General features: G+C 39.4%; 14 protein-coding genes. 9 read left to right on the top strand and 5 right to left on the bottom strand.

From position 1 onward, the window contains the following. The first annotated feature begins 377 nt into the window (after positions 1 to 377). The 4 genes from AC2HW8_RS04465 to AC2HW8_RS04450 all read left to right on the top strand — a co-directional run bounded on the left by AC2HW8_RS04465 (position 378) and on the right by AC2HW8_RS04450 (position 2,563). Entirely contained in the window at positions 378 to 902 is a 525-nt protein-coding gene (locus AC2HW8_RS04465) for a hypothetical protein (RefSeq protein ID WP_117970274.1), read from the top strand. Between the two features lie 9 nt (positions 903 to 911). Then, a complete protein-coding gene (locus AC2HW8_RS04460; protein WP_304004168.1) occupies positions 912 to 1,334 on the top strand; it encodes a hypothetical protein in 423 nt (140 codons plus the stop codon). Positions 1,335 to 1,644: 310 nt separating this feature from the next. Next, a complete protein-coding gene (locus tag AC2HW8_RS04455) occupies positions 1,645 to 2,001 on the top strand; it encodes a hypothetical protein (RefSeq protein ID WP_147337673.1) in 357 nt (118 codons plus the stop codon). A gap of 28 nt (positions 2,002 to 2,029) precedes the next feature. After that, positions 2,030 to 2,563, top strand: a complete 534-nt coding sequence (locus AC2HW8_RS04450; RefSeq protein WP_304004172.1) for a hypothetical protein — start codon at positions 2,030 to 2,032, stop codon at positions 2,561 to 2,563. A gap of 61 nt (positions 2,564 to 2,624) precedes the next feature. Here the strand turns inward: AC2HW8_RS04450 and AC2HW8_RS04445 are convergent, their stop codons facing one another. Next, positions 2,625 to 2,819 (bottom strand): IS3 family transposase, encoded by a 195-nt coding sequence (locus AC2HW8_RS04445; RefSeq protein WP_304004175.1) that lies wholly within the window; start codon positions 2,817 to 2,819, stop codon positions 2,625 to 2,627. A 102-nt stretch (positions 2,820 to 2,921) separates the two neighbouring features. Between AC2HW8_RS04445 and AC2HW8_RS04440 the strand changes: the two genes are divergently transcribed. Further along, a complete protein-coding gene (locus tag AC2HW8_RS04440) occupies positions 2,922 to 3,506 on the top strand; it encodes a hypothetical protein (protein ID WP_484327202.1) in 585 nt (194 codons plus the stop codon). A 337-nt stretch (positions 3,507 to 3,843) separates the two neighbouring features. Here the strand turns inward: AC2HW8_RS04440 and AC2HW8_RS04435 are convergent, their stop codons facing one another. From AC2HW8_RS04435 to AC2HW8_RS04420, 4 genes are all read right to left on the bottom strand, one after another. Further along, on the bottom strand, positions 3,844 to 4,197 hold the full coding sequence (locus tag AC2HW8_RS04435; protein ID WP_015523711.1) for a PadR family transcriptional regulator: 354 nt from the start codon (positions 4,195 to 4,197) through the stop codon (positions 3,844 to 3,846). Between the two features lie 567 nt (positions 4,198 to 4,764). Then, positions 4,765 to 5,730 (bottom strand): TlpA family protein disulfide reductase, encoded by a 966-nt coding sequence (locus tag AC2HW8_RS04430; protein ID WP_484327201.1) that lies wholly within the window; start codon positions 5,728 to 5,730, stop codon positions 4,765 to 4,767. A gap of 5 nt (positions 5,731 to 5,735) precedes the next feature. Next, positions 5,736 to 6,698, bottom strand: coding sequence for a 4Fe-4S binding protein (locus AC2HW8_RS04425; RefSeq protein WP_484327200.1), 963 nt, complete (start codon positions 6,696 to 6,698; stop codon positions 5,736 to 5,738). After that, positions 6,691 to 6,837 (bottom strand): CD1871A family CXXC motif-containing protein, encoded by a 147-nt coding sequence (locus AC2HW8_RS04420; protein ID WP_242961752.1) that lies wholly within the window; start codon positions 6,835 to 6,837, stop codon positions 6,691 to 6,693. The genes AC2HW8_RS04425 and AC2HW8_RS04420 overlap by 8 nt, the downstream gene beginning before the upstream one ends. Before the next feature lie 154 nt (positions 6,838 to 6,991). Between AC2HW8_RS04420 and AC2HW8_RS04415 the strand changes: the two genes are divergently transcribed. The 4 genes from AC2HW8_RS04415 (at position 6,992) to AC2HW8_RS04400 (ending at position 11,462) form a co-directional block, all read left to right on the top strand. Next, positions 6,992 to 7,669, top strand: coding sequence for a response regulator transcription factor (locus AC2HW8_RS04415; protein ID WP_117950735.1), 678 nt, complete (start codon positions 6,992 to 6,994; stop codon positions 7,667 to 7,669). Then, a complete protein-coding gene (locus tag AC2HW8_RS04410; protein WP_484327199.1) occupies positions 7,666 to 8,808 on the top strand; it encodes a sensor histidine kinase in 1,143 nt (380 codons plus the stop codon). The genes AC2HW8_RS04415 and AC2HW8_RS04410 overlap by 4 nt, the downstream gene beginning before the upstream one ends. 99 nt (positions 8,809 to 8,907) lie before the next feature. Beyond that, positions 8,908 to 9,510, top strand: a complete 603-nt coding sequence (locus AC2HW8_RS04405; protein ID WP_117519987.1) for a TetR/AcrR family transcriptional regulator — start codon at positions 8,908 to 8,910, stop codon at positions 9,508 to 9,510. Then, positions 9,507 to 11,462: a hypothetical protein gene (locus AC2HW8_RS04400; protein ID WP_484327198.1), complete on the top strand. Its 1,956-nt coding sequence runs from the start codon at positions 9,507 to 9,509 to the stop codon at positions 11,460 to 11,462. Before AC2HW8_RS04405 ends, AC2HW8_RS04400 begins: the two co-directional genes overlap by 4 nt. Positions 11,463 to 11,466 lie beyond the last annotated feature (4 nt).

Raw genomic sequence — 11,466 nt, 5'->3', positions numbered from 1 at the left:
AATTAGGGGTGAGAAGCAAGTGAAATTAAAAATACTTGGTTCTGTGTCAAGATTTAGCACAAAATAAAATGAGAAGTTCTGCCAACTAAGCTGCTGGCAGAGAAGATACCCTCTCAAACAATTACCCAGGTTCTTTGCACATTCAACCTGTGTAAGATCAGGGTGCTCTTTGCGATAGTTGATAACATCCAACTTGAATTGCTTGGTGTGATGAGTTTTTTGTTGTGATATAATGAATTCCTCCTCTTTTTTATTATACAACACTTAAAGGGGATATCTCATTTTGTTTTGTACTATTTAGATGCTAACACTAAGATAAAATGAAAGACAATATAAAGATAAATCAAACAAAGCTAAAAAATACATGAGGTGATACGATGTATTCGGAATTATTAAAAGCTTTTCAAAGCAATAAAAATTGCAGTTTTTATACAGATGATGAATGTGACAAGTTTATTTACGGCAAGATTATTGCACTTAACGAAGATGAGGTTGCAATTCAAATGTACAATACAGACGGAACTTGTGACGGTGTAATTGTAAAAATGGTATCTGATTTCTTCAGAATCGAGTATGATTCAAAATATAATCAAAAAATGGAGAAACTGATTGAAACGGATACTTTTGAAGACAGCGTTGAAATTGACGGTAACGCTGTATTTGATTCTGCAATAAAATCCGCAATCATTAAAAATTTCATAGTAAGTATAGAATTGCTGCACAGCGGTAATGAGAATATCACGGGATTACCGTTGTCGCTGGAAAACGGAATCTGCACCGTCAGACAGATAGACGATTATGGTTGTGATGACGGAGTAACTTCGTTTGTATTCAATACCGCAACGCAAATTACAATCAATGCAAAGTATGAAAAATTACTTTCAAGCTTAATGAACAAGTGATATGGAAAAATGAATAATTTGTTATTTGAAAAAATATGGGAAGATGCTGATTTTTATCAAATTATGGTAAAGGCATTAGCCAAAAATATTAGTGCTGAAACAAAAGTATATGTCATAAAAGAAAACATAATTGCTTTGTCGGAATCAATAAAAAATTTGATTGATAAGCACCATAGTGAATTTTACTGGGAAATAGGCGATACTGATTTGTCTGCGGAGTCATTTTTCTCAATAGGGCTTGCTGAATACGATAATCTCGGACACTATAAGTTCGTGCTGAAATTCGGTTTTCAAAATGACGATAACAAGAAATACGGTTGTTCATTTCCAATAACGACCGAAACAGGTTTGTTATTACATTTTGCCGAAAATGTGTTGTTGCTCAATAAAGATAATTCTTTTGAAAGTTGCATGCTGAATGGTAGGTTGTGATTATATGGAAGTTATTGTTTTTAGCGTAAGTGTTAATCATGTTAATGGTTCTCTTTTAGATTTTACATTTCTTATCCCGTATGGATTGTATTTACTTTTGTGTTTCTTGTTAAAAGAGTTTATTAATTCACTTTATTATAAATCTATTAAATCGGAAGTATCAATTTCTAAAAAGAGATTTACTACTATGAAACATTTTGTCTATGATACCTTAATAGATTTACCAAACAGCAAATTTGTTTTAATGATTGATGAGGAAACGAAAATAATTTCACCGGCAGTTTACACAAAGCGAAACGGTAGGGTTTCTATGATTAACAGGAATGCTGATTTTGATGTGTATGAACAAATTGAAATTAACAACGGTTCATTTTCAAAAGATTACACATTTATCAGAAGTTACAAAATCAGAGATAAAAAGACAGGAGAACAGGTTCTTTTTGTGGCAGTACCAAATCGTGAAACAGATATTCTCGCATATTCCGATTCTGCACATAAAGCCGACAAAACCGTAACTTTCGGCAAATTCAGAATATTCTGTTTTGTCGAAACTGACAATAACCTCTACACGGATTTGATTGTTGATTCCGAAAAGATTCATCTTGAAAAATCTAAAAGAAAAGGTATGTACTTTATCGGTCTGGATGAAGTTACAAAAGAAAAGTAATGCGTTATAAGCGATTCGAGGTGATTGTATGGAAATGCTGTATTTGATGCTTTTTTTCATTGCATTGTTGGCAGTAAGTTTTATTCGTCTGCTCATTACAAACTCTGCCATATATGCAGTCAAAGTGCGAAAATTTACCGATAAAAAACGATTTATATTAAAAGCAAGCGTATTTTCCGAGCTTGGCATATTGATTTCATTTTTTCTGTTTTCACTCATATGGACGGTGATGTGCTTATGCGTATCTAATTTGGATAATATTTTCAAGAAAATTGCGGACAGTATTTTGCTTGGCTTTCTCGGAAATCTGACGATAACTGGTTCAGGACATTACAGCGGAATAATCGTTGCATTTTTTGAAATTCTCACAGCCTACGCATTTATATATCTGTTTAATCAGACCGTTGTATATAAAAATCTGAATGTTCCCGAAAAACAGAAAAGCAAATTACTTCACATTGTTTCATTGTGCAATGTACCGTATCTGTTGTTTATTCCGATTCTTAAAATTAGTTTTGTAAGCAACATTATTAACGATATTATCATCGGTATGATTTATTGACCGTACATAATATGGTCCTGTGTCAAGATTTAGCACAAAATAAAATGAGAAGTTCTGCCAACTAAGCTGCTGGCAGAGAAGATACCCTCTCAAACAATTTTTCAAAATCATTAGGAAACATATAGTCGCAGTGGCTGTGAATCCTAACGGTATTATAAAAGGTTTCAATATACTCAAATACAAGCCTATAGGCATGTTTGTAGTTAATGATATGAAATCTGTTAAGCCATTCTCTTTTGATTATGGTTGAGTTCATTCTTTGGACAGATAATCCCAAAACCGATATTGATAAAATTAGTCATTATATTGGTATCCAACCAACTGAAAAAAAGAGAATGGGCGAGATGAGGTGTTTGACATGACGGAAAACAATAAAATAGACTTTGAAACTATAGATTACAGTAAAGTCAATCCGAAAAAGTTAAACGGCAACAAACGCATTGTAAAGTCATATTTGATATATTTTGCTTTTGATGTTGTACTGACGGTTGCTATATTCTTGCTCACATTATTTAAACTGATTGATAGTTCTGATAACACGGTAAATACTGTGATATTTATATTAAGCGGAATATTGTGTTTGTGCCTTTATGCTAATAATTATTATAAATCGAAAGATTGGCGATTCTATGAGAGCCTTCGTTCTGATACGCTTACAAAACTGATTGCACTATTCTTTGTCATAAATGGTGTGTTGCTGCTTTTGACATTTAATTTAGCGGGTGTACATATTTCAATAGTAGCATCATGGGGCGGCACATCATTATCTATTCTAATTAATAATATAGTTGCTTATTTAGATGACTTAAACAAAATGTACACAACATCGAAATATGATACGGCTATAAAATTTTTAAAATTTTGGTCAGTATTTATATTGTTTGCTATGTTTGCATATGGTTATTCAAGCATTGGCAGATATGAATATATGACTTTTAGATAAAGAAAATATTAATAAGTATTGCTTTTTGCAATGTCTATTGATACAATACAATCAGAATATGTATTTTCATTGCGTAAAAAGCGTATATACAAAAAGACCGACTTCAAAATCAAATTTGAAATCGGTCTGTAAATTTTAAAAAAATCCGAACGGAATTTGTACTATTCGATTACATCTTCGGCTATAACAGCTTCCTGTCTTTTTGTAATCTGATGGTCTTCATGCAAAACAATGCAGTATGTAAAAGTTGATATGAGTGCAAGAATAAGTACAACCGCAATAAGTCTTTTGATGTATTTGCCTGTTCTTATTTTCTTGACAACATAGGGAATCCCCGTTATTGTTCATTGCCCTTGTCCTCTTTTAAAATATTTAAAATGCTCTCTACACCGCTGTAAGCATTATGAAAACTCTCCAAAAGGTTTTCATAATATGCCCGACCTTCGTCCTCGATATGATAATAAATTCGTGTGCGCTTTTTGCCGACAAGCTTTGAATATTCGCTGATTTTTCCTTCGTTAACAAGCTTGTAGGTGACTGCGTAAACGGTGTTCTGAGATATGGACAGGCATCCGTTTGATTTTTCTTTTATGAATTTTACAATTTCATACACATAACTGTCATGCTCACACAAAATGGCAAGAATCAGTATGTCCGTAATTCCGCTGAAAAAATAATTTTGTTTTCCCATAGATACCTCCCGATATACATTATACACACTTAATCACTAAAAATCAATCTAATACATTCAATAAGAATTTAATATGAGCAGTTATTACAGAAAAGCCTTTTGTTGCCGACATTGTGATTTTTTCGTCAATAGTATTCGGAAAAACCGAATTGCAAAAGTTGAAAAATACATAAAAATTCAGCCGATTACTTTTGCACTTTTTTTCGCATCGGCAGTTTTGATATTTGCATTTTGACAGTAACAAACTCTACAATAAAATAGGGTAGAACAACTGCTGAAAGGAGGCTCGAAAGAGCCTCTTTTTTAATGCTTGAACAGAATACAAATTTATTGTGATGATAAACAGCGTTACAGCTATGTGAAAATTTTTATACAGATATAACGATGAAATAAAAAATATCGAAATAAGAATAAACCTCCTGCACAGAGTAAAATCCGTTGCAGGAGGTTTTGTTGTACGAAAAATTATATGGGCTTAATTATTGGCATATTTGTTGGAATCTATATGTAAAATTTACAGAATCTGAAAATATGCATTATTGATACTTTGTCGTGACAGGGCACACATCAGTCCTTGCTGTTTGCAATTGCCTGATCAATCAACTTTTGCAGCTTTTCAGACTGCTTTTCGGAGGTTATTGCACCGACAATCGGCTCTCCCACAATATTACCGTTTTTATCGACAACATAAGTTGTGGGGTAGGAGTACAATCCGGATGTGAATTCTCCGGCTTTACTTTTTGAATCAAACCAAATGTTTTTGTAGGTTACACCCTTTTTTGCCAGAATATTCTTTGCGTCAGAGATAGCCGTTTTGTCACCGTCAAGTGTAAATGAATTGATTCCGACTACTGCTCCGCCTTTTTTGGCAAGCTGTTTATTCAGAGCTTCCAGGTCGGTAAGTTCTTCCACGCAGGGATTGCAGGTGGTAAACCAGAAGTTTACTACGGTAACGGTATTTTTTGCAAAAAGCGTACTGCTCTTAACTTCGTTTCCGTCAAGATCCTTGCCGTCAAATGTCGGGAATTTCTTCAGATTATCCTTTTCGATGGGCTTACCGTTTTCCGCCGGAACGCTCATATCTCCATCGGACGGTTTTTCTCCGCATCCGGGAAATTTTTGTTCCAAAATCGTCAGTTTTCCTTCGATTTCCTTAATCTCTTCGGCGCTTTCATTAAGCAGCTTCAACTCATCTGCACTGAATTGATCCTTGATACCGTCAATCGTTTTCAGAAGAAAATCACCGTAGTTTCCGCCGTCCTCAATCATCGCCATACCCTTATCGGCTGAAATAAATACCTTTTCCCAAAGTTCGCTGTTTTCGGAAAGAATAGCATTTTCCTGTGCCATCAGTTTTTGATGCAGGTCGGCGGCCTCGTCTTTTGTCTTTGGATTCACAGCTGTCAGCATAGCCGTTTCGCTTTTCTTATTTGCGGTAGTATTCGTCGTATTGCCTTTGTCTGTGCCACAGGCGGCAAAGCTTAACAACATCACCAAGGCAGTCAGTAAGGTTAAAATTTTTGTTGTTTTCATGGTGTTTACTCCTTTTCTGTTTCAATTTCTGTTTCAATTTTTTGTTTTGCTGTTTCCGCTTTTTTAGCGGGACAATCATTTTCTTTTCCTTTGCCAAAGCCGTAGCAAAAGCTGACCGCCTCGACAGGACAGGCACGGATACACTTACCGCAGCGTATGCATTCGGTATGGTTGGGAGTTTTGGTTACATCTACATCCATCTTGCATACTTTGGCACATTTTCCACAGGAAATGCATTTGTGTTTGTCTACTTTCATTCCGAAAAGCGACACCTTGTTAAGCAATGCATAAAATGCACCGAGAGGACACAGCCACTTGCAGAACGGTCTGTAGAAAAGTACACTCAGTACGATTACCGTAATCAATATGCCAAACTTCCACGAAAAGAGCGTACCCAGTGCGGCACGGATTCCCGAATCAATGGCGGCAAGAGGGATTGCCCCCTCGAGTACCCCTTGAGGACAAAGATACTTACAGAAAAAAGGATCTCCCATACCCACATCATTTGTAATGAGCATTGGCAGCAAACCTACAGCAAAAAGCAAAACTGCATATTTTATGTATGTCAGCGGCTTCAGCTTTTTAGTGGAAAGCTTTTTTGTCGGTATCTTATGTAACAGTTCCTGAAGCCATCCAAACGGACACAAAAAACCGCAGATAAAACGCCCGAGCAGAACTCCTATCAATATGAGGAATCCTGTGATATAATATGAAAAACTGAATTTTGACGAACCCACCACAGCCTGAAACGAGCCGATTGGGCAGGCACCCGATGCCGCAGGGCAGGAATAGCAATTCAGTCCCGGAACGCAAACAGCCTTTCCTTTGCCTTGATAAATTCTGCCCTTCAATAAATTCGGCAGATGAATATTACTCAGCAAAGTTGCTCCTGCTTGAATAAGCCATCGAAAGCGTGAGAGAAACTGCGATACACCGCCTCTTTTTTTCTTCGGTTCTTTGTTATCCAATTCCCACACACTCCAAACACAGCCGGATTGCCTTGCTTAACACGGTTTCTGCCTCTCCACGCAGAGCTCCGTAACACAGCATCGTAATTCCGCAGATAATCAGTACGATTTGAAATACGGCTTTTTTCTTTCGAGTCAATTCGGTCACTCCTTTCTTTTGTGCTCTCATTGTAGCACAGAGGATGTAAAATCCCTGTTAAGAACGAAAACTTAACAAAAACTTTATGTCTGAGCGATATAATGATATAATTAAATTATCAAAGAAATATGAAAACACAACAAGGAGAGTTTCTATGCGTATTTTAGTAATTGAAGACGAGCGTGCGCTGTGCGAGACAATTGTTCGCAGCCTTAAAAGATTGGCATACAGCGTTGATTTTTGTTATGACGGAAACAAAGCAAATGAGTTGCTCGGAATAGAAAAGTACGATCTTGTTTTACTTGATCTGAATTTACCCGGTGCAGACGGGATGACGGTACTGCGAACTCTGCGACAAACCGACAGAGATACCGGAGTGTTAATTCTTTCGGCACGCTGTGAGGTTGTCGACAAGGTGGAGGGACTGGATGCCGGAGCAAACGATTACCTGACAAAGCCTTTTCATTTGGAGGAGCTTGAGGCAAGAATACGCAGTCTGACTCGCCGGCGGTTTACACAAAACAATGTTGTTTTGAACTGTGGAAAGGTTGCTTTTGACACCAAAGCCCGTGTTGCCGTTGCTGACGGTCAGGAGCTGTCACTTACCCGAAAAGAAATCGGAATACTTGAATATTTACTTCTTAATCAAGGTCGCCCCGTCAGTCAGGAAGAACTGCTCGACCATGTTTGGGATAACAGTGTTGACAATTTCAGCAATTCAATAAGAGTACATATATCTGCATTACGAAAGAAACTGCGTGCGGCACTCGGCTATGACCCGATTCGCAACCGCATTGGTGAAGGATATGTTATGGAGGAAGAAAAAGTATGAAAAAGCTATCCTTGCAATGGCGCATAACTCTGATGACAGCACTTCTTATCGGAGCCACCTGCATTTTTATGAATGTTCTTATCGGCTATTCCGGCAGCCATTATATGGATTCCATAGGCTCTTATGTTACAGGTTACGGTGATACGGACAAAGGAGAACCTGACTTTTTCGATCCCGAACACGAAAAGCTTGATCGTGAATTGACTATTGTAATTAACGGAGCACAGGAATCCTTTATCGCTACCAATTGGTATATTACGGCGGCGGCAACATTGTTAGGCGGTGTGCTTGCGTATTTTTTAAGCGGGCATGCACTGAAGCCTCTGCGTACTTTTACCGCTCGGGTTGAAAAGGTTCAACCTAACAATTTGACGGATATGAAGATAACCGAAGAAGTTCCGCCTGAACTGAGACAGTTTGTCAAGTCGTTCAATCGGATGCTTGACCGTCTTGATGAGGGATTTACCGCTCAACGACAGTTCACGGGAAACGCCGCACACGAGTTGCGCACGCCGCTTTCGCTTATGCAGGCACAGCTTGAACTTTTTTCGGCAGAGCATCCCGAGGTATCGCCTGAAACGGCAGAGTTTCTCCGATTGTTGCGTGAGCAGACCGAACGAATGACACAAATGACAAAAACCCTGTTGGAAATGAGTGAGCTTCGCACAGTATCGTGTGCCGACCGCATAGAGATAGGACCTATGGTAGAAGAGATTTTCACTGACCTTGCACCCCTTGCAGAGAAGAACAATGTTACACTTGAAAGCACGGGCGATGCTGTTATGACAGGCAGTGATACGCTGATTTACCGTTTGTTATATAATCTGACCGAAAACGCTATACGCTACAACCGTTTTGACGGTACAGTGAATGTTACCGTAATGAGCAAAGACAATCAGCTTGTTATTACGGTTGCGGATACCGGCTACGGCATCCCCGAACAATACAGAGAAAGTATTTTTCAGCCCTTCTTTCGTGTGGATAAATCCCGAAGCAGAGAATACGGCGGAGTTGGATTGGGACTTTCTTTGGTGTGGGAAATCGTTGCACTGCACAATGGTAAAGTTCGTGTGGAAGAAAGTTCGGAAAAGGGTACTGCTATATCAGTAAAGTTTCCGACAGATGCGATAAAAATTTAATATTTTGCGATTTTTTCTTAATTAATTGTTGAAATTGCCGTAGCTCTGTGCTATACTATAATTAATTAATCGATTAGTTATCAAAAGGAAGCGAATGTTATGAGAACAACAGAGGAACAGCACAACGAGCGCAAGAGGGAAATAATGGAAAAATGCTTTGAATGCTATGCTGAAAACGGATTGACCGGTACGGGCATCAAGGCTTTGGCGGCAGCGTGTGGCTGTACAACGGGAAATCTGTATTCCTATTTCAACAGTGTTGATGAACTGATTATTGAATCAACTGCATACTGTATGGAAAAGGTCGAGGATGATTTTATGGAAAAAGCTCCAACCGACCCGAAGGATGTTGTTCGATTTGTGAAAGAGGTTCCGTACTGGACCGCAAAGAAGCACGGCAAAAAATATCGGCTGATGTATCAGGTCTATACCCATCCGAAATATATTGAGCACGGCAAGAAATTCTTTGAGGGGGTAAATGAGCGCTATACCGAGTATGCAAAGCGACTTGAGCCGAAAATCGGCATTCCGTACACGGTGATTACACCGCTCATTTTTATATTTGTCCGTGCCTGTGTACACTATGCTATGTTTGAGGATGAATATTATTTAAAAACCCAAATGGAGGTCTTAAAACAGGGTGTTGCCCTGTTTACTGATAAATACCGTTCACAATATTTGAGAGGAGGCAATGATAAATGAAAAAACGAATATACTGTATTACCACCGCACTCTGTCTTGTGCTTTGCATCGTACTTTGCATTGCATTTGCTGCCGTATGCAGCAAGGCGGAAAATAGCAAAACCCTGTTGCCGGAGGTGCGAAACAACGGCACAGCAATCCAATGGAGAGATACCGCCGAAGAGGAATGGCACGATCTTGTAGCTCTTAACACGCTCAGAGGTACTGACGGAAAAAACGGCACTGACGGAAAGAATGGTCTCGACGGCAAAGACGGTACTGACGGAAAGAACGGTCTTGACGGCAAAGACGGTACTGACGGTAAAAACGGTACTAATGGAAAGAACGGTCTTGACGGTAAAAACGGCATTGACGGCAAAAACGGTCTTGACGGCAAAGACGGCACTGACGGTAAAAACGGCATTGACGGCAAAGACGGTACTGACGGAAAAAACGGCATTGACGGCAAAAACGGTCTTGACGGCAAAGACGGCATTGACGGCAAAGACGGTACTAACGGAAAAGATGGTGCTGACGGTAAAGACGGTACTGACGGTAAAAACGGTACTGACGGTAAAAACGGTACTGACGGAAAGAACGGTCTTGACGGCAAAGACGGTGTTGACGGAATAAACGGTCTTGACGGAAAAAACGGCACTGACGGTAAAGACGGTCTTGACGGCAAAAACATAGAGGTACAAAGAACAACAGAATATATACAGTGGCGCTATGAGGGAGAAGACTGGCAAAACCTTGTTGCCATTTCCGATATAAAGGGACCCACAGGGCAGAACGGTAAAGACGGAGCAAACGGAAAAACACCGGAGTTCCGTGTAAATGAAAACAATCTTCAATGGCGTTATGTCAGCGATGAAATATGGCTAAATCTTTACGATCTTTCAAATTTGAAAGGTCTTGACGGAAAAGACGGAATCGACGGAAAGAACGGTGTCGATGGTATTGACGGCAAAAACGGTGATACGCCGTTCATCGGTGAAAACGGCAACTGGTGGCTCGGAGTGACCGACATTGGCGTAAAAGCCGCAGGTGTTGACGGTGAAAAAGGCGACAAGGGAGATAAAGGAGATGCCGGAGAGAACGGTAAGGACGGAGCAAACGGAAAAACACCTGAGTTCCGTGTAAATGAAAATAACCTACAGTGGCGTTATGTCGGCGATGAAACATGGCTTAACCTTTACGATCTTTCAATTTTGAAAGGTCTGGACGGCGCAGACGGCAAAGACGGTGTTGACGGTAAAGACGGTGTTGACGGCAAAGATGGTCTTAACGGAAAAGACGGTGTTGACGGTAAGGACGGAACAAACGGACAAAACGGCGCTGACGGCAAAGACGGTAACACCCCGTTCATCGGCGAAAACGGCAACTGGTGGATTGGAACGACCGATACGGGAGTGAAAGCCACAGGTGCTGACGGTGAAAAAGGAGACAAAGGAGACACCGGTGAAAAAGGCGAAAAGGGTGACAAAGGAGATAAAGGCGACAAAGGTGATGCAGGTCAGAACGGCAGTTGTTCGGGATATTTTTACGGAGAGGCAAACGCTCCGAGGACAGTACTGAATAACAGTCGTGTCAATATTTCTGTCTACCAAAAAATAAACAAGGGCGGCTTGATTTCATCCTACATGAATAATATTACCCTCAAAAAAGGACATATTTACAATGTCTGCTTAAGCGGTTCTCTCGAAGTCGGTTCAAACGAATTTAACAACAGCGGCAATTACTCTATTCAGATGACGGACGGTTATGATAACGATCTGTGCAGGGAGCTTACACGAATAAAAAGGGACGGGGCAAAAATACCGTATACCAATGATCAACATTCCTTTAATTTCAACAGAATGTATGATGCGTCAAATAAAGACATTACATTGCAGTTGTGGTTTGAAAATTCGGCATACAATACTTATCTCGGTGGCTTTAGAGGTACTATTACAATAACTGCTCTTGATTAAATTT

It is taken from the genome of Ruminococcoides sp., assembly GCF_057037865.1.
Note: the sequence above shows the minus strand (reverse complement) of the source record. Positions and strands in the feature narration are given on the sequence as shown.

What these genes read in the sequence shown, in the direction of transcription:
- AC2HW8_RS04465 (WP_117970274.1), top strand. Translation starts at nt 378, where the DNA reads ATGTATTCGGAATTATTAAAAGCTTTTCAAAGCAATAAAAATTGCAGT.
- AC2HW8_RS04460 (WP_304004168.1), top strand. Translation starts at nt 912, where the DNA reads ATGAATAATTTGTTATTTGAAAAAATATGGGAAGATGCTGATTTTTAT.
- AC2HW8_RS04455 (WP_147337673.1), top strand. Translation starts at nt 1,645, where the DNA reads ATGATTAACAGGAATGCTGATTTTGATGTGTATGAACAAATTGAAATT.
- AC2HW8_RS04450 (WP_304004172.1), top strand. Translation starts at nt 2,030, where the DNA reads ATGGAAATGCTGTATTTGATGCTTTTTTTCATTGCATTGTTGGCAGTA.
- AC2HW8_RS04445 (WP_304004175.1), bottom strand. Translation starts at nt 2,819, where the DNA reads ATGAACTCAACCATAATCAAAAGAGAATGGCTTAACAGATTTCATATC.
- AC2HW8_RS04440 (WP_484327202.1), top strand. Translation starts at nt 2,922, where the DNA reads ATGACGGAAAACAATAAAATAGACTTTGAAACTATAGATTACAGTAAA.
- AC2HW8_RS04435 (WP_015523711.1), bottom strand. Translation starts at nt 4,197, where the DNA reads ATGGGAAAACAAAATTATTTTTTCAGCGGAATTACGGACATACTGATT.
- AC2HW8_RS04430 (WP_484327201.1), bottom strand. Translation starts at nt 5,730, where the DNA reads ATGAAAACAACAAAAATTTTAACCTTACTGACTGCCTTGGTGATGTTG.
- AC2HW8_RS04415 (WP_117950735.1), top strand. Translation starts at nt 6,992, where the DNA reads ATGCGTATTTTAGTAATTGAAGACGAGCGTGCGCTGTGCGAGACAATT.
- AC2HW8_RS04410 (WP_484327199.1), top strand. Translation starts at nt 7,666, where the DNA reads ATGAAAAAGCTATCCTTGCAATGGCGCATAACTCTGATGACAGCACTT.
- AC2HW8_RS04405 (WP_117519987.1), top strand. Translation starts at nt 8,908, where the DNA reads ATGAGAACAACAGAGGAACAGCACAACGAGCGCAAGAGGGAAATAATG.
- AC2HW8_RS04400 (WP_484327198.1), top strand. Translation starts at nt 9,507, where the DNA reads ATGAAAAAACGAATATACTGTATTACCACCGCACTCTGTCTTGTGCTT.